The 21,852-nt window shown below is 64.5% G+C and carries 16 protein-coding genes and 1 pseudogene; 13 read left to right on the top strand and 4 right to left on the bottom strand.

Annotated features, from left to right (window positions below; translation table 11 throughout):
• The 12 genes from PUN71_RS16705 to PUN71_RS16650 form a co-directional block, all read left to right on the top strand.
• A partial coding sequence (locus PUN71_RS16705) for a Gfo/Idh/MocA family protein (protein ID WP_277799327.1) occupies positions 1-756 on the top strand: 756 nt, incomplete at its 5' end.
• 2 nt (positions 757-758) lie between these two features.
• On the top strand, positions 759-1,775 hold the full coding sequence (locus PUN71_RS16700; RefSeq protein ID WP_277799326.1) for a LacI family DNA-binding transcriptional regulator: 1,017 nt from the start codon (positions 759-761) through the stop codon (positions 1,773-1,775).
• A 78-nt stretch (positions 1,776-1,853) separates the two neighbouring features.
• A complete protein-coding gene (locus PUN71_RS16695) occupies positions 1,854-2,786 on the top strand; it encodes an NAD(P)-dependent oxidoreductase (RefSeq protein ID WP_277799325.1) in 933 nt (310 codons plus the stop codon).
• The gene (locus tag PUN71_RS16690; RefSeq protein WP_277799324.1) at positions 2,783-3,835 is read left to right on the top strand and encodes a Gfo/Idh/MocA family protein; all 1,053 of its coding nucleotides are present in this window, start codon (positions 2,783-2,785) and stop codon (positions 3,833-3,835) included. Before PUN71_RS16695 ends, PUN71_RS16690 begins: the two co-directional genes overlap by 4 nt.
• The gene (iolG, locus tag PUN71_RS16685; RefSeq protein ID WP_277799323.1) at positions 3,825-4,838 is read left to right on the top strand and encodes an inositol 2-dehydrogenase; all 1,014 of its coding nucleotides are present in this window, start codon (positions 3,825-3,827) and stop codon (positions 4,836-4,838) included. Before PUN71_RS16690 ends, iolG begins: the two co-directional genes overlap by 11 nt.
• A gap of 2 nt (positions 4,839-4,840) precedes the next feature.
• Entirely contained in the window at positions 4,841-5,626 is a 786-nt protein-coding gene (locus PUN71_RS16680) for an SDR family oxidoreductase (protein WP_277799322.1), read from the top strand.
• Positions 5,623-6,510, top strand: coding sequence for a sugar phosphate isomerase/epimerase family protein (locus PUN71_RS16675; protein WP_277799321.1), 888 nt, complete (start codon positions 5,623-5,625; stop codon positions 6,508-6,510). Before PUN71_RS16680 ends, PUN71_RS16675 begins: the two co-directional genes overlap by 4 nt.
• On the top strand, positions 6,507-7,535 hold the full coding sequence (locus tag PUN71_RS16670; RefSeq protein WP_277799320.1) for a Gfo/Idh/MocA family protein: 1,029 nt from the start codon (positions 6,507-6,509) through the stop codon (positions 7,533-7,535). Before PUN71_RS16675 ends, PUN71_RS16670 begins: the two co-directional genes overlap by 4 nt.
• A gap of 2 nt (positions 7,536-7,537) precedes the next feature.
• Positions 7,538-9,031 carry a CoA-acylating methylmalonate-semialdehyde dehydrogenase gene (locus PUN71_RS16665; protein ID WP_277799319.1) on the top strand — a complete coding sequence of 498 codons (1,494 nt, stop codon included), beginning with the start codon at positions 7,538-7,540 and terminating at the stop codon, positions 9,029-9,031.
• Between the two features lie 409 nt (positions 9,032-9,440).
• Positions 9,441-11,828: a phosphoenolpyruvate synthase gene (gene ppsA, locus PUN71_RS16660; RefSeq protein WP_277799318.1), complete on the top strand. Its 2,388-nt coding sequence runs from the start codon at positions 9,441-9,443 to the stop codon at positions 11,826-11,828.
• Between the two features lie 83 nt (positions 11,829-11,911).
• A complete protein-coding gene (locus tag PUN71_RS16655) occupies positions 11,912-12,109 on the top strand; it encodes a hypothetical protein (RefSeq protein ID WP_277799317.1) in 198 nt (65 codons plus the stop codon).
• Between the two features lie 59 nt (positions 12,110-12,168).
• Positions 12,169-12,573 carry a tautomerase family protein gene (locus PUN71_RS16650; RefSeq protein ID WP_277799316.1) on the top strand — a complete coding sequence of 135 codons (405 nt, stop codon included), beginning with the start codon at positions 12,169-12,171 and terminating at the stop codon, positions 12,571-12,573.
• A 917-nt stretch (positions 12,574-13,490) separates the two neighbouring features.
• Here the strand turns inward: PUN71_RS16650 and PUN71_RS16645 are convergent.
• Together PUN71_RS16645 and PUN71_RS16640 are read right to left on the bottom strand one after the other, a co-directional pair.
• Complete coding sequence (locus tag PUN71_RS16645) at positions 13,491-14,099, bottom strand: TetR/AcrR family transcriptional regulator (RefSeq protein WP_277799315.1); 609 nt, start codon at positions 14,097-14,099, stop codon at positions 13,491-13,493.
• Positions 14,099-14,565 (bottom strand): annotated as a pseudogene (locus tag PUN71_RS16640) (nuclear transport factor 2 family protein). Before PUN71_RS16640 ends, PUN71_RS16645 begins: the two are co-directional and overlap by 1 nt.
• Positions 14,566-14,717: 152 nt before the next feature.
• Here PUN71_RS16640 and metH point away from each other — a divergent pair.
• Positions 14,718-18,359 carry a methionine synthase gene (gene metH, locus PUN71_RS16635; RefSeq protein WP_277799314.1) on the top strand — a complete coding sequence of 1,214 codons (3,642 nt, stop codon included), beginning with the start codon at positions 14,718-14,720 and terminating at the stop codon, positions 18,357-18,359.
• Here metH and PUN71_RS16630 read toward each other — a convergent pair.
• Entirely contained in the window at positions 18,349-21,228 is a 2,880-nt protein-coding gene (locus tag PUN71_RS16630) for an ATP-binding cassette domain-containing protein (protein WP_277799313.1), read from the bottom strand. The genes metH and PUN71_RS16630 overlap by 11 nt on opposite strands.
• Positions 21,225-21,791, bottom strand: coding sequence for a hypothetical protein (locus PUN71_RS16625; RefSeq protein WP_277799312.1), 567 nt, complete (start codon positions 21,789-21,791; stop codon positions 21,225-21,227). Before PUN71_RS16625 ends, PUN71_RS16630 begins: the two co-directional genes overlap by 4 nt.
• Between the last annotated feature and the right edge of the window lie 61 nt (positions 21,792-21,852).

The following is a 21,852-nucleotide window of genomic DNA, read 5'->3' as shown; positions in this document are numbered from 1 at the left end:
GGGCGACTGGGCCGGATCACCAACGTCCGGGCCGTATTTTTCTCGGGCTACGCCTCCGAGCCCAACGGTGCGCTTTCATGGCGCTTCAACCGCAAACTCGCCGGCACGGGTGTCCTCGCGGATTTGTTCAGCCACGCAACGGACTTGTGCCAGTATGTAGTTGGACCGATCGCCGAGGTCACCGCGTTGACCAGCACGGTCTACACCCAGCGGCCCAAGCTGGCGATGGGCTCGGCCACACACTTCGCAGTGATCGAAAACGGAGAAATGGGAGAGGTTGAGAATGAGGACTACGCCGCAGCGCTGGTCCGTTTCGGCCCCTCAGCCCGCGGCGCAGGAGCTGTCGGCACCATCGAATCCTCGCGGGTCGCTGTGGGTCCTGAGTGCGGTTACCAGATCGAGGTCTATGGCACCGAAGGTTCCCTCAAGTGGGACTTCGAACGCATGAACGAGCTCAAGGTATGCCTGGGCCGCAGCAACGACGAACAGGGCTACACGACCGTCAACGCCAGCCCCCGCTACGGCGACTACGCGCACTTCCAGCCGGGTCCGGGCAACAGCATGGGTTTTGACGACCTCAAGGTGATCGAGGCCAAGAAGTTCCTGGTTGCCGTTACCGGCGGTGTCCAGGAGAACTCGAACATCCACGACGCGGCGTCTGCGGCAGCGATTGTCAGCGCTGCCGAAGCCTCCGCACAGTCCGGGCAGTGGCAGAAACTCGAAGATATCACCGGCACGACCGCGGCACGGGTGTAGTCATGACAACCGCATCCGACCGGCGGCCAACGATCAGGGACGTGGCCGAACGTGCCGGCGTATCCAAGTCCCTGGTCTCACTCGTGCTACGGGATTCCCCCCGAGTCAGCGCTGAACGCCGTCAGCGGGTGCTGGAAGTCGTGGAAGAGATGGGCTTTGAGCTCAACCTGGCCGCGCGTTCACTGGCCACGCGAAGCAGCGGAACCATCGGTGTGCTGGTCAGCGACCTGCACAACCCCTGGGCTTTCGATGTTGTCGACGCCGCCCGGCCGGTCCTGGAAGACGCCGGTCACACCGTACTGTTCAGTGCGGTGACGGCGTCGGCGGGTGGGGTTGATCTGTCCATCCTCCAGGCGTTCCGCGACCTGCGGGTCGCGGGGCTCCTGGTGATCGGGACCGTTCCGGACAAGTCACCGTTCAGCCGCGTCGTGGCAGGGGAATCCGTCGTGTTCGCCGGCGGCGGCCCGGACTACATCGATACCGCCGATGTAGTCCGCAGTGATGACGCCCAAGGTATCTTCATGGTTGTCGAACACCTGGTGGAACAGGGCCACGAGCGCATCGCCCACCTGGGCGGCCTGGGCGGATCCGTCGGTGAAGCCCGTGCCGAGGGTTACAGGGCGGCCATGGAAGCCCACGGTCTGGGACGCAACATCCAGATTGTCGGGGCCGACTTTTCCCAGGAATCTGGATACGTGGCCGCCCAACGGGCCCTCGGGGACTCGGGCCGGACACGCCCCACAGCCCTGGCCTGCATCAACGACCTTGCAGCTCTGGGCGCCATGACCGCAGCAGACGAGCGCGGCATTGAGATTGCGGTCACCGGTTACGACAACATCTCCATCGGGTCCATGCCCAGACTGGGCCTGACAACGGTGGATCCGAACAGCTCCACCATCGGCGTAGCGGGTGCCAAGACCCTGCTCCAGCGCATTCACGGGCAGGACGACGACGGTTTCGTGCACCAGCCAATCGCACCGGAACTGGTCATACGCAAGTCCAGCTTGCTCGGCCTCTGACAAAACCACACTAAAAGTACTTCACCCGCATGCCCCAACGGCAGAGCGGAGTGCACCCCCACATCTTCAAGGATGACGATGGCTCTCACAATCACACCCCAAACAATCGTTGCCCTCGGCAGCGTCGAGACCGGACTGGTCGAACCTCTCCTGGCCCCGCACCAGCAGATGATTCACAACCCCACAGAGGACGACCTCGCCCGCGCCGACGCCGCAATCGTCCGGGCCGCCTACCGCGTGGACAAGGAACTCCTGGACCGCATGCCGGCCCTGAAGGTCATCGCCCGTACTGGGGTCGGCACCGACCTCGTTGATGTTGCTGAGGCCAGCCGCAGGAAGATTCCCGTGGTCATCACCCCCGGCAGCAACACCGCCTCCGTAGCCGAAGGCGTGTTCGCCCACCTTCTGGCCCTGGTCAAGCGGCTCTCCACGCTGAAGGCCTTGGTCAAGGACCACGCCTGGGAGAGCCGGTCCTCCATCCCCGTGGGAGACCTTGACGGATTCACCCTGGGCATCATCGGCTATGGCCGGATTGGACGGCGGGTAGCGCACATCGCAGAGGCCTTCGACCTGAACGTCCTGGCTTTCGACCCTTACGCTGAAGTCCCAACCGGCATCCGCTGTGAAACCGTGGAAGAACTGCTCGGCAAGAGCGACTTCGTCACTCTCCACGTTCCGCTGACGCCCGAAAACCAGAACCTTATCGACGCCAAGCGCATCGCTCTGATGCGGCAGGGATCAATCCTGGTTAACTGCAGCCGCGGGGGTCTGGTGGACCTGGACGCGGCGCACGACGCCCTGCTCTCGGGGCAACTGGGCGGGCTTGGCCTTGACGTCTTCGACCCGGAACCGCCGACCCACCATGCCGTCTTTGACCAGGAAAACGTCGTCCTGACCCCGCACCTGATGGGCTTCACCCGCCAGGGCATGGTCAACACGGTCCGCGACGCCGCCAGGGGCGCTCTCGAGGTGCTGGCCGGACGCACCCCCGCGGCGGTGGCAGCGCCATGACCGTCCGCATCGGCATCATCGGAGCCGGAGTCATGGGCGCGGACCACGCACGGACCCTGCACGAAAGTGTCTCCGGAGCGACGGTCACGGCAATCGCTGACCCGCTCATCGAACGAGCGCAGGCGGTCGCGGCAGCAACCGGGGCCACGTGCTTCGGTTCGGCAGAGGAGCTGATCGCATCCTCCTTCGTCGACGCCGTTCTGATCGCCTCGCACGACAGCGCCCACGCAGACCAGGTCATCAGCTGCCTCGAACACCGCAAGCCGGTCCTGTGCGAAAAGCCCCTGGCACCGTCGATTGATGAATGCCAGGGCCTGGTAGACCGTCAACGGGCCCTGGGCCGGACCGTCCCACTGATCTCCGTCGGCTTCATGCGCCGTTTCCACCCCGCCTATCAAGACCTCAAAGCCCGCGTCGAGGAAGGCACCATCGGCCAGCCCTTGATGATCCTCAGCTCCCACCGGAATGTTCGGTCCTACCCGGCTGCGACGTCAGCGTCGACTATCACCAACTCGGCGATCCATGAGATTGACATCACCGCTTGGCTGCTCGATTCCGCCATCGAATCTGTCAGCTGGCACGCCCCCAAAAGCACCACCCAGGACCCGGGCAAACAGGACCCCCAGATCCTCCACCTGCGCACAACTGACGGTGCCCTGACCGTCGTGGACGTCTTCCTCAACGCCAGGTACGGGTATGACGTGCGGTGTGAAGTCGTGGGGGAGTGGGGCACAGCAGAACTTGCCCGCCCCCAGCAGACGGTCATCAATGGACAAATGACCGCATCGACCCAGTATGCCGATGACTGGCGGCCTGTCTTCGCAGAGGCCTACCGGCGCCAGTCACAGGCATGGGTCGATTCGCTTATCGCTGGCCGCCGGTCGCCTCTGGCGACCGCGGAAGACGCACTCCAGGCGATCCGCGTAGCCGAGGCACTCGTTGCTTCCATGGAAAGCGGCGGCGCCATCATCTCCATCAACCAAAACCACACGGCAGCCGCCATGTCTGCCGCTGAACACAAGGAAAGGACCGTCACCAATGTGCGCTGACCGGCCACTCAAGGTTGCACTGTTCGGATCCGGCCGTATCGGACAGGTCCACGCCCGCAATATCGCAGCTCACCCCGACCTGGAGCTCGCCTGGATCGCTGACCCTTTCATTGAAGGGGCGAAGAAACTGGCTGCCGGCACTGGTGCCAAGGCCGTGCAAACAGCCGACGAGGTCTTCGAAAACAGCGACCTGGACCTGGTGATCATCGGATCACCGACTCCCACCCACGTGGACCTGATTACCAGGGCCATGGAAAATGGCGTCGCTGCCCTGTGCGAAAAGCCCATCGATCTGGACATCGACCGGGTCCTTGCCTGCCGCGACAAGATCGCCGGCACTTCAGTTCCGTTGATGCTGGGCTTCAACCGGAGGTTCGATCCGAACTTCGCTTCCATTCGCGCCCGCGTTGAAGGCGGAGAGATCGGTCGGTTGGAGCAGCTGACCATCATCAGCCGCGACCCGGCTCCGGCACCGGTGGATTACATCAAGAGCTCCGGCGGCATCTTCCGGGACATGAGCATTCACGACCTGGACATGGCCCGGTTCTTTGTCCCGGACATCATCGAAGTATCCGCCACCGGAGCCAACGTCTTCTGCGACTACATTGAAGAAGCAGGGGACTTCGACTCGGTCGTTATCAGCCTGCGCGGCGCCGGCGGCGAATTGATCACCATCACCAACTCCCGGCACAGCGCCTATGGATACGACCAGCGGCTGGAGGCCTTCGGCAGCGAGGGGCTGCTGAGCGCTGGCAACGTTGCCCCCACCACCGTGCGCAAGTACACCGCGGCAGGCACCGAAGAATCGGACGCCTACCTGCCGTTCTTCCTCGAACGCTACGTCGATGCCTACCGCAACGAACTGGACAGCCTCGTCCAGGCGGTCCGCGGCGGAACCAGCTGCAGCCCGAACTTTGATGACGGCCTGCAGGCCCTCGTCCTGGCCAATGCGGCCGAAGAATCTGCACGGTCGGGACGTGCCGTAAAGGTAGGGGAGCAGTAGTTATGAACGCTCCTCTGCTTGAAAACAAAGTCGTCCTAATCAGCGGCGGCACCCAGGGCCTGGGAGCAGGCATTGCCCGGCGGGCTGCTGCAGAAGGCGCAGCAGGAATCACCGTGACCGGTCGCAATGCCGAGGCCGGCGAAAAGATCGCAGCGGAACTGGGGGAATCCGGAACCCCGGCCCGCTTCATCAGGACCGACTTGGCGGACGTCGAACAGGCCAGGGCTTCCGTGCTGGAAACCATCTCCGCATTCGGAAGAATCGACTGCGCCGTTAACGCCGCAGGTCTGACCACCCGCGGAACCATGCTCGACACGACGCCAGAGTTGTTCGACGCCCACATTGCGATCAACCTCAAGTCGCCGTTCTTCATCATGTCAGAAACCATCAAGCACCTGCGTGAACGGGGTGCGCCGGGGAACATCGTCAACGTCATCTCGATTGCAGAACTGGGCGGACAGCCGTACCTGGCACCCTATGTAGCGGCAAAGGCCGGGCTGGCCGGCGCAACACGCAACGCCGCCCACGCCCACCGCTGGGACAAGATCCGGATCAACGGCCTGGACATCGGATGGACCGCCACCGACGGTGAAGCCGAAACGCAGCGGAAGTTTCACGGTGCAGGCGAGTACTGGCTGGAGAAAGCCAACGCGTCCGTGCCCATGGGCAAGCTCGGTCAGGTCGACGAGATTGCCGAGTTTGTAGTTTTCCTCCTCTCCGACAGGAGCGGAGTAGTCACCGGCTCAGTCATCGACTGGGACCAAAACGTACTTGGAGGATCAGATTGAGCATCATCACCAGCCGCCTTGCCGCCGCCCCGATCTCCTGGGGTGTGTGCGAAGTCCCCGGATGGGGCTACCAGCTGGACGCCGACAAAGTACTGTCCGAAATGACGGCGCTGGGCATCACTGCCACCGAATTCGGTCCCGCCGGCTTCCTTCCCGAGCAGCCGGCCGAGCGTGCAGAAGTTCTTAAGCGGCACAACCTTCAGGCGATCGGCGGCTTCTTCCCGATCCTGCTGCACGATCCCGCCAAGGACCCCCTCGCAGCAGTGTCAGCCGAACTTGACGCTTACGAGGCTGCGGGAGCAACCGTCATGGTGCTGGCAGCAGAGACTGGAGTCGACGGCTACGACCAGCGGCACGAACTCGACGCTGAAGGATGGGAACTGTTCGGACGCAACCTGGACGTCATCGTTAAGGCCGCAGCGGACAAAGGCATCCAGGCCGTCGTCCACCCCCACGTCGGCACCATGATCGAGACAACATCCGATGTCAATCGGGTCCTGAACGACACCCAGGCAAACCTCTGCCTCGACACCGGCCACCTCCTGATCGGCGGGACAGACCCTGGCCAGCTCGTCCGGGACTACGCAGCACGCGTCGGCCATACCCACCTCAAGGACGTCCGCAAGGCCGTCGCCAGCCGTGTCCAGGCAGGGGAAATCTCCTACACCGATGCGGTGAAGACCGGCATGTACGTTCCCCTGGGGCAGGGCGATGTCGGCATCGACAACATCGTCAAGAGCCTCCTCGACGGCGGTTACGCCGGCTGGTTCACCATGGAGCAGGACACTATCCTCGAAACCGAACCCGCCGGGGACGGGCCGGTGGCCGATGTCCGCCAGTCGGTGGCGTTCCTGCGGGCGCTGGAAGCGGAGCTCACGCCATGAGCGCTGTCCGCTGGGGCATACTCACCACCGCAAGGATCGCCCAGGACAGGTTCCTGCCTGCCATGCGGAAGGCCCGCAACGCAGATGCATCAGCCATCAGCAGCCACAACGGCAAGGCGGCCGAGGTCGCTGAGCGGTTTGGCATACCAGCCGCGTACACCTCCCATGAGGAGCTGCTCGCCGACCCCAATATCGAGGCTGTCTACCTACCCTTCCCCAACGGGCTGCATGCCGAATGGATCATCGCCGCTGCCGAAGCAGGCAAGGATGTCCTCTGCGAAAAGCCCCTGGTCGGAAGCCTGGAGGATTACACCCGCGCCGTCGATGCATGTGAGCGGAACAATGTCACGCTGATGGAAGCGTTCATGTACCGGTTCCACCCCCAGCACCAAAAGGTCCGCGAGTTCATTGATGCGGGGCGCATCGGGCAGATCGTATCCCTGCACGCACGGTTCCACTTCGTCATGAACCGCACCCCTGGTGAGGTCCGCCTCCAAACGGGGCTTGAAGGCGGAGCCATCAACGACGTCGGATGCTACGCCATCGACATCATGAACATGGTCATGGGTCGGGCCCCCAGCACCGTCTACGCCAAGGGAGCCAGCCCGGCAGATCCCGTGGAAACCACCGTCGCGGGCATCCTCGACTACGACGGCGTCATCGGCACCTTTGACTGCGGCTTCGAGGGGCCCCGCACGCACACCCTGCAGATCATTGGAACCGAGGGCCACATCACGTTGGACCGTGCCTTTGACCCCGACCCGGGCGAAACGGCACGTGTCACTATCTCATTCCGCGACGGACGCTCGGAAATCTTCGACATCGTCGAAGACCAGTTCAAGGTCGAAATCGAAAGATTCAGCACCTGGGTGCGGAATTCCGGCCACGACGTAGTCCACCGCGAACTCACCGAACAAAACCTTGCCGTCAGGCTGGCTGCGCACGAATCACTCGCCTCCGGCCTGCCCGCCCTCGTCCGGGCAGTACAGCCCATCGAACACCACCGTTTACTACAGGAGCAGTAACAATGACCGTCATTAACCACTTCATCCGCGGGCAAGAGGCCGCCGGCACCGGCACCGCGACCAAGCCCGTCTACAACCCGGCTACCGGCGCCATCAGCGCTGAACTCCGTCTCGCCAGCCGCGAAGACCTGGACGCCACCGTCGCCATCGCCAAAGAAGCCGCGGCCACCTGGGGGGACATCTCCCTGGCTAAGCGCACGGCCGTCCTGTTCAAATTCCGTGAACTTGTTGCCGCCCACGTCGACGAACTCGCGCAACTGATCACCGCCGAGCATGGCAAGGTCCTCTCCGACGCCAAGGGCGAGATCGGCCGTGGCCTGGAAGTCATCGAATACGCCTGCGGCATCCCCACCCTGCTCAAGGGCGATTACTCGGACCAGGTCTCGACCGGCATCGACGTTTTCTCCTTCCGCGAACCGATCGGCGTCGTGGCCGGGATCACGCCGTTCAACTTCCCCGTCATGGTGCCGCTGTGGATGGCACCGATGGCCATCGCCACCGGCAACGCGTTCATCCTCAAGCCCTCCCACCGGGTGCCGTCCGCAGCCATGCTGCTCGCCGACCTCTTCAAGCAGGCCGGCCTGCCCGACGGCGTCTTCCAGGTGCTGCATGGCGACCGCGAAGTAGTCTCCGGTCTGCTCACCCACCCCGACATTGATGGAATCTCGTTCGTCGGCTCCACCCCGGTCGCCAAGCACATCAACGAAGTCGCAACTGCACACGGCAAGCGTGTCCAGGCCCTCGGCGGGGCAAAGAACCACGCCATCGTGATGCCTGATGCCGACCTCGACAACGCCGCCGACCACCTCGCCGCCGCAGCCTTCGGTTCCGCCGGACAGCGCTGCATGGCGATCTCCGTGGCCGTCGCCGTCGGCGACGCCGCCGACCTGCTCGTCAAGAAGGTTGAAGAGCGGGCACTCGACGTGCGGGTCAAGAACGGCACCGAACCTGATGCCGACATGGGACCCGTCATCAGCTCCGAGTCCAAGAACTTCATCGTCAAGACGATCACCGAAGCAGAGCAGGCAGGCGCTGCAATGGTCGTCGACGGCCGCGACCTTGTCGTGCCCGGTCATGAAGAAGGCTTCTGGGTCGGCCCCACCGTGCTTGACCACGTCAAGACCGAAATGAGCGCCTACCAGGAGGAAATCTTCGGACCGGTGCTCGTTGTTGTCCGCGTTCAGGACCTGGAAGAGGGCATCAAGCTGATCAATGCCAACCCCTACGGCAACGGAACTGCGATCTTCACCTCCTCGGGTGCCGCGGCCCGCAAGTTCCAGCGGTCGGTAGACGTTGGCATGATCGGCATCAACGTGCCCCTGCCCGTCCCGGTCGCCTACTACTCGTTCGGCGGGTGGAAAGCATCGCTGTTCGGTGACAAGCACATCTATGGACCCGAAGGTGTCTCCTTCTACACCCGCGGCAAGGTCATCACCTCCCGCTGGCCCGAAGCGAGCCACGCCTCCGGCGCCTCCTACAACTTCCCCTCCAACTAGGCACAACTGAGGTCGGCCGGGCCCGCTAAGGGGGCCTGGTCGACCTCCGTTTTTACGGCGACCATGTACAAGCTGACAACCGGTTTCCTACAGCGCCGGTCTCCCGAGGCTTTGAGAGGGACCGTTCCCGGCACCATGAAATCGTCTCTCATGCACCGGAAGGTATACACAAAGTGGTCGTGCAGAGTCACGTTGGACCGTTCCATTGACTAATGGAGCGGCCTCGGCTTACTGTTGGACCGTTCCACTGGAGGCGTCAGGTGATCGGGCTCGCCAAACACCCCCGCCACAGGGACTCCTCGACGAGAGGCCTTTCGCACGGGGATGTTGTCGGAACACCAAGGAACAAGGCCTGTAGCTACAGGCACCAGAGAGATTAGGGCCTACACCCCTGCAAGGGAGCAGAACTATGACGAATGAGATCCTGTGGTTTTCAGAGATCACCCTCAACGACCTCGACAGCGTCGGCGGCAAGAACGCATCGCTGGGAGAGATGGTGAATAACCTCGCGTCCTCTGGCGTCTGTGTTCCCGACGGCTTTGCAACGACCGCCGACGCTTACCGGAGGTTTCTCAAAGGCTCCGGGCTGGAGAAACGTATAGCGGACCGCCTTGCAGGCCTGGACGTTGAAGAGGTGACGGCGTTGGCGGCAGCAGGAAAAGCAATCCGCCAAATGATCTGTGAGACACCGTTCCCGGCGGACCTGGAAAACGCCATACGTGGCGCCTACGATTCCCTTCTCGAGAAGCACGCCGCCTACGAGGGCTTGTCATGGGCTGTCCGTTCCAGCGCGACAGCCGAAGACCTTCCCGACGCCTCGTTCGCCGGGCAGCAGGAAACCTTCCTGAACGTCAGTGGCATCGAGAACATTCTTAAGGCCATCAAGGATGTCTTCGCATCCCTGTTCAATGACCGTGCCATCGCATACCGCGTGCACCACCAGTTCCAACACGCAGAGGTCGCCATCTCCGCCGGCGTTCAGCGAATGGTGCGTTCCGATGTGGGAGCCTCAGGCGTCATGTTCACCATGGACACCGAGACCGGCTTCAGTGACGCTGTGCTCATCACGTCCTCTTACGGCCTGGGCGAAGCAGTGGTCCAAGGTGCAGTGAACCCGGATGAGTTCTACGTTTACAAGCCTGCACTGCGCGCCAGGCGGCCCGCCATTCTCAAGCGCGGACTGGGGGAGAAGGCGCTAAAGATGGTGTATACCGACCAGTCCAACGACGGCCAAACCATCAACCTGGCACCCGTCTGTTCCGAGCAGCAAAACCGATTCAGCATCAGCGATGCTGACGTTGAACGCCTTGCCGTCTTTGCCATGGCAATTGAGACCCACTACGGAAGGCCCATGGACATCGAATGGGGCAAGGACGGCATCGATGGGCAGCTCTACATCCTGCAGGCCCGGCCAGAGACGGTGGAATCCCGAAAGTCTTCAGGACGTTTGAGCCGATACCGCCTCAACGAGTCCGGACCTGTCCTCTGCGAGGGTCGCGCCATCGGGCAGAGAATCGGTTCGGGCCCTGTCCGCATACTCAAGACGCTCGATCAAATGGAGCAGTTCAAACCGGGTGAGGTACTAGTCGCCGACATGACGGACCCCGACTGGGAACCGATCATGAAACGCGCCAGCGCGATCGTGACCAACCGAGGCGGACGCACCTGCCATGCAGCGATCATCGCCCGAGAACTCGGAATACCCGCCGTCGTTGGCACAGGCGACGCCACCACAGCGCTGCAGGACGGCGTGGACGTCACTGTTTCCTGCGCGCAGGGAGAAGCCGGCTTCATCTACCAGGGCCTGCTCGAATTCGCAGTGGAAGAAACCGAGCTGACCCGGATGCCTGAGCTCCCGGTCAAGGTGATGATGAATGTCGGAACACCTGAACAGGCATTCAGTTTTGCTGCGCTACCTAACCACGGGGTCGGTCTTGCCCGTCTTGAGTTCATCATCAACCGCCAAATCGGTATCCACCCGAAGGCCCTGCTCAGCGTTGAAGAGCAGCCTGAATCTGTCCAACGGGAAATCCTCAAGCGCACGAGTGCCTACGACACCCCCAAAGACTTCTACGTTAAGCGCCTTGCAGAGGGTATAGCGACAATTGCCGCAGCCTTTGCCCCAGCTCCCGTCATCGTGCGCATGTCAGACTTCAAGTCCAACGAGTACGCCAACCTGATTGGTGGACCCGCCTTCGAGCCGCACGAGGAAAACCCCATGCTTGGCTTCCGAGGAGCCTCCAGGTACCTCGCGCCCTCTTTCCGGGACTGCTTCGACCTCGAATGCGAAGCCCTGAAGTACGTCCGCGACGAAATGGGCCTAAGGAACGTCAAGCTGATGGTGCCGTTTGTTCGTACCCTGACCGAAGCAGAAGGCGTCATCGGGCTGCTTGTCGAGAATGGACTGCGGCGCGGGGAAAACGGACTGGAAATCATCATGATGTGCGAACTGCCAGCCAATGCACTTCTGGCCCATGACTTCCTGGACCACTTTGACGGGTTCTCCATCGGCTCCAACGACATGACGCAACTGACGCTCGGACTGGACCGCGATTCAGCAATCATCGCCGGCAGCTTTGACGAACGCGATGACGCGGTGAAGCGCTTGCTGACGATGGCCATAACCGCGTGCAAGGAACGCGGCAAGTACGTGGGGATCTGCGGTCAGGGGCCCAGCGACCACAGCGACTTCGCTGAATGGCTCGTCTCCGAGGGCATCGACTCCGTATCCCTGAACCCGGACACTGTCGTGGATACCTGGATCCGGTTGGCGCAAAGCATTCCTGCTTCGGCATAGCCATCCCCGTTCCTGGGCCCTCAGAGACAGCCTTTCCCATCTTCTTCCGCCCGGATAACCACTCACCTCAGAGGAGAGCCGGAATGAGCCACGATTTACCCAACGCCATCACCCAGAAAATCTGGGACCCCACTTCAGTCGAACAAACCCTTAATGCTTTGGTTCAACAGATTTCCGCCCAAGCTGGGGTTCGGAAATCTGATGTTCGGGTCACCCTCAGCGGACCCCGAACCTTCACCATCTTCCACAAGGAGCCCGAGCAAGGAACCGGAAACAGCTGAGCGAAAAGAGGCGTAAAGCCTTAGCCAAAGGTCAGTTCAAGACATGAAAGTGAGACGACATGCCCCTTGTTCGAATCGACGTCAATGAAGGACGCACGAAGGAGGAATTGCAGAACCTAAGCAAAGGCATCCATGATGCCGTCCTGGACGAATACGGCATTCCCGAACGCGATTACTTCCACATCCTTACCGAACATCCAGCAGGCCAGATCTTTGCCCAGGATGCGGGGCTGGGCTTCGAACGTACAAGCGATGTCGTCATGATCCAGATATTCACACAGGGTGGACGAAGTCGAGAAGCTAAACAAGCACTTTTTGCTGCTGTAGCCGCGAAGCTAGGCCAACTCGGCGTCGGCGGCGAAAACGTCTTCATCGGATACGTCGAAAACACCCCGGAAGACTGGTCCTTCGGGTTCGGCCGCGCACAGTATGTAACAGGGGAACTCGACGTACCCAAAAAATAACCTCTCACGAAGCAGCAGATCCGATAGCCGTTCAGTACCCACAACCTGCGAAGGGCACAGGGCACCCGTTTGAATCGGCCAAAAAATACACCCAGCACCCTGACCACCACGACACCCCAAGGCATAAATTGTCTACCAACGTGCTCGGCGCAGACTTTGTGGTGACAACACCCCAAGAACGCGATTATGAACTTTCCAGAGCCCTTACAACTGCAAGATTTAAGGCAGACATGAGCAGGACGCTCGGCGTTCTGGTCACCAGGCACGACTTCTCGCGATTCTCGGTCTCACTCACGTCCCCGGTTCCATACGGCGCCATTCACGAACGCGATTATGCAAGGCGGCAGCCCGAACTTTAGCGACGCTTCCCCCGGGACGGAAGGGCCGATAATGAAGATTCTGTCGAGCTGGGGGAGTGGGCCAGACGCCTTCGGTCTACAGCTACCAAGCTGCATTTCTGTGCGCCGACAATTGGTCGCACATGCGCCCGCGGCTCTCATTGGGGGCGCGGTCCCGGTCTGGCGCAGTATGATCGCGGCGATCTCGTCTCAGGTGAATAGACAGCAGATTCCAGGGAGCTCGGTGTGAAGATGGTGCAGCCAGGGTGTCTCACGCCTGATGCCGCAAGCGCAGACAGAACGTTTCGGAAGACCGCGAAGTGAAAGTTGGACTACTTTAGACACGCGATCGCACCTCTGATCGCGAGTCGTGGGCTCCATTCCGCGGGTAATTTGTATCAAATCGAACATATGCACTGATATCCGCACTTTAACTTTGCAGGAGCAAACCCGGCCCTAGCGCCGGCTACCTGAATAGCGGACACGATTCAACGGCCAAACCACCAACGATGCATTAGCCGCTGCATTTTGGTCGTGTAGGTTCCTTGTCACTGTGCTTCTCGAACATAGCAATGCTAGCTACCAGCCGGCGGCTGATAACTGACGAAGGAACGTTGGCACGTACCCCAGCGCCGCGAGCAACCGCTCATTCACGCGGGCCACAATCCCTGAGAACACGGCATCGTCGTCGAGGGCTCGCGTCATAATCAGTCCGCCTTGGATCGCTGCCACGGCGTCCACGGCAAGGCCTGCGGCATCGGGCTTGGCAACCCCGCCCCGCTCCAGCGTTTCTGCGAGGACGCCCACCCAGTCGGCGAAGTATGCGTGGACCTCCGCGGCGAAGGTTTCCTGTTCTTCCCCCAGGGTCATCGCGGCGAACAGGCAGACCCGCTCCCGGGAAGCGAAGTACTCCTCCACAACGCGGGACATTGCCGTCACCGCTTGGGCGGGATCCGCGGCCGTGCGAAGCGGTTCGAATACCTGCCCGTCGAACCACGCCCGCACCTGCATCAGGACCGCGCGTGCCATGTCCGCTTTCCCGTCGGGGAAGAAGTGGTAAAGGCTGCCCCGCCCAATACCGGTCTCCTGTTGGATCACGGACAGTGAGCCGCTTTCGAAGCCCCGCCGGCGGAAGACGCCGGCGAGGGCAAGGACTGCGTCTGAGCGGTCAAGAACAGTCCGGGGCATCAGAGTCCGAGTTCGGTCAGGCCCGGGTGGTCCGACGGGCGCGCGCCGGGGGCGTCCCAGAAGAACTTGCGCTCGGACTCATCAATCGGGACGTCGTTGATGCTCGCGTGGCGGTGGGTCATGAGCCCATTATCGTCGAAGCGCCTGTTCTCATTCCCGTATGCGCGGAACCACTGGCCGGCGGCATCGTGGTACTCGTACGCGAAGCGCACCGCGATCACGTCCCCCGTGTAGCCCAGAGCTCCTTGATCAGGCGGTAATCCAGTTCCCGCTCCCATTTGCCGCTGAGAAATTCCATGATCGCGGGGCGGCCCGAGAGGAACACTGCGCGGTTGCGCCACCAGCTGTCCTCGCTGTAGGCGAGGGAAATGCGTTCAGGGTCGCGCGTGTTCCAGCCATCTTCGGCACTGCGCACCTTGAGGATGGCGGAGGCTTCATCGAACGGAGGAAGGGGCGGTCGTGTCATGGAAGGGTCCTTTCAATGAAAGAGTGTACCGATCGGTTAACTCTGTACTTAAAAGTACAGAATTCTGATGGCGCCCGTCAACACCTTCCGCCTCAGCCGTAGCATCCGGACATACAGCGCAATGCAGGCGCCCCCGCCCGTAACCTGTTTAAATGCCTCGTTTCGCACTGGACATCGAGTCCGTCCCCCGTCCTGCCCGTTCGCAGGAACTCCTGGACGCCGTGAACCACCGGGTGGTCATCGCCGACGGCGCCATGGGCACCATGCTCCAGGGCCGGGACCTTCAGCTGGACACGGACTTCCAGAACCTCGAGGGCTGCAACGAGATCCTCAACGACACCCGCCCGGACGTCATCGCGGACATCCATGACGCCTACTTCGCCACCGGCATCGACGCGGTGGAGACCAACACCTTCGGCGCCAACTGGTCCAACCTCTCCGACTACGGCATCGACGACCGCATCGAAGAACTGGCAAGAAAAGGCGCCAAGATCGCCCGCGAACGCGCCGAAGCGGCAGAAGCAACAGACGGCCGGATGCGCTGGGTCCTCGGCTCCATGGGCCCGGGCACCAAGCTCCCCAGCCTGGGCCACACCAGCTACGACTACCTCAAGCAGACTTTCGCCCTGCAGGCCGAGGGCCTCATCGACGGCGGCGCGGACGCGTTCCTTATCGAAACCAGCCAGGACCTCCTGCAGACCAAGGCTGCGGTCAACGGCTGCAAGCAGGCCATCGTCTCCAAGGGCGTCCGGCTCCCCATCTTCGTTGAGGTGACGGTCGAGACCACCGGCACCATGCTCATGGGCTCCGAAATCGGCGCCGCGCTCACCGCGCTGGAACCACTCGGCGTCGACGCCATCGGCCTGAACTGCGCCACCGGCCCGGACGAGATGAGCGAGCACCTGCGCCACCTCTCCAAGCAGTCCTCCGTCGCCATCGCCTGCATGCCCAACGCCGGCCTGCCCGTCCTCGGCGCCAACGGCGCGCACTACCCGCTCTCACCCGCGGAACTCGCCACGGCGCACGAACAGTTCGTCCGCGAATTCGGACTGGGCCTGGTGGGCGGCTGCTGCGGTACGACGCCGGAACACATGGCCGCCGTCGTCGAACGTCTTGCCCCCTTCCGCAGCAAAGCCGTGCCCACCAACACCGGAAAGCCGGCAAGAATCCCGGAAGAGCGCGAAGCCGGCGTCGCCTCCCTGTACCAGCACGTGAACTTCGACCAGGAATCCGCCTACCTGGCCATCGGCGAACGCACCAACGCCAACGGCTCCAAAGCCTTCCGCCAGGCCATGCTGGAGGAGCGCTGGGACGACTGCGTGGACATCGCCCGTGACCAGATCCGCGTCGGCGCCCACCTGCTGGACGTCTGCGTCGACTACGTGGGCCGCGACGGCGTCGCCGACATCAAGGAGGTGGTGAGCCGCTTCGCCTCCGCCTCCACCCTCCCGCTGGTCATCGACTCCACCGAACCGCCCGTCCTGCAGGCCGGCCTGGAACTCATCGGCGGCCGCCCGGTGGTCAACTCCGTCAACTACGAGGACGGCGACGGCCCCAACAGCCGCTTCGCCCGCATCATGCCGCTGGTCAAGGAACACGGCACCGCCGTGATCGCCCTGACCATTAACGAAGAGGGCCAGGCCCGCACCACCGAAGGCAAGGTCGCCATCGCCTGCCGCCTGGTGGACGCCCTGGTGGGCGAATGGGGCATGCGCGTCGAGGACATCATCGTCGACTGCCTCACCTTCCCCGTCGCCACCGGCCAGGAGGAAACCCGCCGCGACGGCATCGAAACCATCGAGGCCATCCGCCAGATCACCACGAAATACCCGGGCATCAACACCACGCTCGGCGTCTCCAACGTCTCCTTCGGCCTGAACCCGGCCGCGCGCATCGTGCTCAACTCCGTGTTCCTGCACGAGGCCGTACAGGCGGGTCTGACCAGCGGCATCATCGATGCCGCCAAGATCGTACCGCTCGCCTCCCTCCCGGAGGACCAGCGCAAGGTGGCCCTGGACCTGGTCTGGGACCGCCGCGAATACGACGCCGACGGCAATACCACCTACGACCCCCTCGCCAGCATGCTGGACATGTTCGCCGGCGTCGACACCGCAGCCCTGAAGGACCAGCGCGCCGCCGAACTCGCCGCCCTGCCCACGGGCGCACGCCTGGAACGCCGCATCATCGACGGCGAAGGCAAGGGCCTCGAGGAGGACCTGGACCTGGCCCGCAGCGAGGGCATGGCCCCGCTCGGCATCATCAACGACCACCTGCTCGAGGGCATGAAGGTGGTGGGCGAACGGTTCGGCGCCGGCGAAATGCAGCTGCCGTTCGTGCTGCAGTCCGCCGAGGTGATGAAAAACGCCGTCGCCCTGCTCGAGCCGCACATGGAAAAGTCGGACTCCTCCGGCAAGGGCACCATGGTGATCGCCACGGTCCGCGGCGACGTGCACGACATCGGCAAGAACCTGGTGGACATCATCCTCACCAACAACGGCTACAAAGTGGTGAACATCGGCATCAAGCAGGGCATCGCCGAGATCATCGCCGCCGCTGAGGAACACAACGCGGACGTGATCGGCATGTCCGGGCTGCTGGTGAAGTCCACCGTGGTCATGAAGGAAAACCTCGCCGAGCTGCAGTCCCGCGGTCTGGCCAAGAAGTGGCCGGTCATCCTGGGCGGCGCAGCCCTGACCCGTGCCTACGTGGAGCAGGACCTGGCGGAGCAGTTCGACGGCGTGGTCCGCTACGCCAAGGACGCCTTCGAGGGACTCTCCCTCATGGAGCCGCTGGTGCGCGTGGCCCGCGGCGAATCACCGGACGACGTCGGCCTGCCGCCGCTGAAGAAGCGCATCCACAAGGGCGGTGCAAAGTTCACGATCACCGAGCCGGAGGCCATGCCCGGCCGGTCCGACGTCGCCACCGACAACCCCGTGCCCGTGCCGCCGTTCTGGGGCACCCGGATCGTCCGCGGCGTCTCGCTCCACGACTACTCCGCGTTCCTCGATGAGCGCGCCACCTTCATGGGCCAGTGGGGCCTCAAGCCCGGCCGCGGCGAGGACGGCGCCTCCTACGAGGAACTCGTGGAACGCGAAGGCCGCCCGCGCCTGCGCTACTGGCTGGACCGCATCCTCGGCGAAGGCATGCTGGACGCCTCCGTGGCGTACGGCTACTTCCCGGTGGTCTCCGAGGGCGAACAGGTGGTGGTGCTGCACCACGGCGAGGATTTCGACGGCGTCCTGGGCCAGGCGGGCCTGCTCGCCCCGGACGGTGGTTCAGGCGGACCGATCGGCGCCGACCGCCTGCGGTTCGATTTCCCGCGCCAGCGGCGTGACCGTCACCTGTGCCTGGCTGACTTCGTGAAGTCCCGCGGGTCCGGGCAGATCGACGTGCTCCCCGTGCAGCTGGTCACCGCCGGCTCCAAGATCGAGGAATTCACCTCCAAGATGTTCGCGGCCAACCAGTACCGCGACTACTACGAGCTCAACGGCCTGGTCATGCAGCTCACCGAGGCCCTGGCCGAGTTCTGGCACGCCCGGGTCCGCAAGGAGCTGGGCTTCGCGTCCGAGGAGCCCAAGGACACGGCAGGGTACTTCAAGCTCGACTACCGCGGTGCCCGGTTCTCGCTGGGCTACCCCGCGTGCCCGGACATGGAGGACCGCCGCAAGGTGACCGAGCTGCTGAAGCCGGAGCGCATGGGCGTGATCCTGAGCGACGAGCTGATGCTGCACCCCGAACAGTCCACGGACGCGTTCGTGTTCCACCACCCGGAGGCGAAGTACTTCAAGGTGTGAGCTGGCGCCGCTTCTTCGACGGGGAGGGGGCCGCGGTTGGGCGGGCCTTCGCGGCCTGCCCGCCGGGCCCTGCAACGCCCCCGGACACCGGCTTCACCCGCCGCAGCGAAACAAGGACCGCCCGGCCCACCACGGCGATGCCGATCACCGTGGTGACGGCGCGCAGGGTGTCCCAGCCCGCCGTCGACGTCAGCAGCGAGTACAGCAGGAAGCTGCTGAGGTTGGTGGCCAGCGGCGCGCCCGGAACGTAGGAGATGCCGGTGCCGCCGCCCACCGCGAAGGGCCAGAACCACAGGTTCAGCAGCAGCCCGAACACGTACGACGACACCACCCCGTACGCCGCCAGCATCCACAGTTCCGCTTTGCCGCGCACCCTGCGGGGGAGCAGCCCTGCCCCCGCACCTACCCACGCGCAGGCGAAGATCTGGAACGGTGTCCACGGCCCGATCCCGCCCCACAGCGCGCTGGACACGGCGATGGTGGCCGCGCCCAGCAGCAGGCCAAACCGGGCACCGAACGCGCGGCCGGCAAGGATCAGCAAGATGAACACTGCTTCCACGCCGCCGACGCCGGTGCTCGCCACCCGCACGGCGGACCCGACGGCCGCCAGCACTCCGAGCAGCGCCACGGTATGTGCGGAGCGGACGGACCCGTCCAGCGAAAGCACGACGGCGACCGCGGCCACGGGGGCGATGGCCAGGGCAATGTAGGGGGTTGCGGCGGCAGCGTCCTGGGGGAGTGCCGCGGCGAGCAGGGGCCAGCAAAAGGCAGCGAGGGCCAGCAGGTTGGCAGCCGCCAGCACTGTGAGTTCGACGGCCCGCGGCATCCGCAGGCGGCGGTGCGGCCGTTTCGCAGCGGGACGATCAGGCAGTGGGTCGGACCAGGCGGCGAGTGGTTGTGCCGCGGAAAGGGCGGGTTCTACCGGGTCGACTGCCGCGGATGAGGGCGCAACGCCGTCCCGCATCGGCAGGATCCGGGCACCCAGGCCGTGGGCGAAGTCGAGGTCGTGGGTGGCGACCAGGACGGCCGTGCCGTCCTCCGCCGCCGCGCGCAGTGCCGACGAGACGGCCGCCCGGGCCGCAGGATCCAGCCCGCGGGTGGGCTCATCGATCAGGAGGACCGGCGGCGTGTCCATGGTCTGCAGGGCGATGGCAAGGATCCGGCGCTCGCCGGCGGACAGGTCCCTGGGGTGTTCGCCGCCGTGGGGCATCCCGGCATCTCCGCGCAGGAGGGCCAGGCGTGCTGCGGCGGAACCGGGCTCGATCCGTCCGCGCCTAACCCGTGCCAGGCGCCGCTCGGCCGCGCGGAGCTCTCCGGCGACGGTGTCCCTGGTGAAGAGGTCGTCGGAGGCGTCCGGCACCAAGGCCACCCGGCCGCCGTCGGCCGTCTTTCCGCTGCCCGTCTTTGCGCTGCCAACCTTGCTGCCGCCCGCTTCACCGCCAGTCCCCTCGCCCAGGGCCAGCGCCACCAGCAGCGACGACTTACCGGCCCCGTTCGGCCCCACCAGCGCCACGATCTCGCCCCGGCGCAGGGCCAGGGAAGCCTCGCGGACCACCGGCGTGCCGCCGCGGTGCACCGAAAGGTTCGCGGCCGCCAGCACAGGCTCGGCGTCCGCGGACGCCCGCGCAGGACTGTCATACGAAGGAGCAGGCGCGGCCGGTGCCTCGCCGCGCACCAGGGCATCGCCCTCGAGGGTCCACCAGGAATCGGCCACGGGAACCAGCGCCGCCGCCCGGTGTTCCGCCACGATCACGCAGACATCCGCCTGGTGGGCCAGGGCGTCGAGCACGCCGATGACGCGGGCCCGTGCGGTGGCGTCCAGGTCGGCCAGCGGCTCGTCCACCAGGAGGAGCCTGGGGTGGTCCACGACGGCGGCGGCGATGGCCACGAGCGTGGCCTCACCGGCGGAGAGGGTGCTGACGTTCCGGTCCAGCAGCGCGGTGATGCCGGTGCGTTCGGCAACCTCCTGCACCCGTACCTTTGCATCGGCGAAGTGAATCCCGCGCAGCTCAAGGGCCAGGGCGATGTCGTCCCCGACCCGGGTGGTGGCGAACGCGGCCCGGGGGTTCTGGAGGACTACGCCCACTACACTGGCCGTTTCACGCGGGGGAGCGGACGCACGGTCCAGCCCGCCCACCCGCACCGTCCCGGAAAGATTTCCGCCGTCAACATGGGACAGCAGGCCGGCGATGCCGCGCAGGATGGTGGACTTGCCGGAGCCGGTGGGCCCGGTGATGACCGTGATGGAGCCGCCGGACGGCGCAAACTTGTCCACCTTGATGCAGGCGTCGCCAATCCGGAACTGTGCGTCGCGCACCCCAAGCGGCAGGCCGCCGTCGTTCCCCTTCTGCTGTGCTGCCCGGCTCCCAAAGCCGCGCAACTCCAGGGCCGCGGCAACCCGGGAGGCATGCTCGAGGGTGCGCTCCAGAACGGGAACCAGGGCGCGGGGGCCAAAGCGTTCACCCCGGAGCCGGAACGCCAGGCGGACGGACGCGACGGCATCGGAGAGTGCCGGCAGCGCCGCCCAAGCCACCACCAGCATCCGGGCCACGCCCTGCAGCGGGCCGCCGCGGGCCAGCCGGACGAAGCCGCGGGACACATCCACCCAGGCGTTAAGCAGCCCGAAGCCGAGGATGGTCGCGGCGATGGGCAGGGCGGACAGCACGGCCGCCCCCAGTCCGGGTCCGGTGACCGGCCCCAGGAACACCACGTGCGCGTAGGGGGCGGGGAGCCGCAGCGGCGGCAGGTCGAGCAGGAGGGGGCTGCCGGTGCCCGCGCCGTTGAAGAGGACGCGGTAGATGACCCGCGCCGCAACGAACACAGCGGCGAGGACTGCCGCTGCGCGCAACGGCGCGGGCCGGAAGGTCATGCCGCGGGGGCTGCCGGCTCGTTGTCCACGGTGTAGAGCAGTTCAAGGCTCTCACCGGGGCTGAGCTTGAGGCTGTCCAGGCCTTCCTGCGCGTAGGCCCACGTGCCGGCGGCGGGCTTCACCCAGAGGGCCCAATAAGAGACCGTGTTTTTGTCATCGCACGCTTCGCGGGTCGTGCCGCCCTTGTGCTTGATGTCGAAGTCCGCGGCGGGCACGCCATTGACGCGGCACGCGAAGCCCGTGGGGTATTTGGCAGTGCCCTCGGTCTTGATCTTGGCTTCCTCCAGCACCTTGGACGCCACGGTGGGTCCGTCCACGGACACGCAGGCGGAGGTATCGGCAGCGGACTGCTTCAGGGCGCCCGAATCGACGATGACCTTCACACCCGCGCACGGACCGGCGGCGGTGGAAGAGGCGCTGGCCGAAGCTGATGCGGAGGAGGCAGAGCCGGAGGCAGCGGGGCTGGACTGGGTGGCGGCCGGGCTGGAACAGCCGGCGAGGGCAAGCAGGAGAACGGCGGCGAGGGGGCCCGCGGCGGCGGGACGGATCTTAGTCAAAGTCACCTGTCAAGGGTAGGGCGCTGGCGCTCCGGATCCGCCAGGGCTTTCCTTGTATGACGCCGGA

The sequence above is a fragment of the Arthrobacter sp. NQ7 genome (assembly GCF_029581595.2).
Taxonomy (GTDB): Bacteria; Actinomycetota; Actinomycetes; order Actinomycetales; family Micrococcaceae; genus Arthrobacter; species Arthrobacter phenanthrenivorans_B.
The sequence above is the reverse complement of the archived record's forward strand: the minus strand, read 5'-3'. Positions and strand labels throughout refer to the sequence as shown.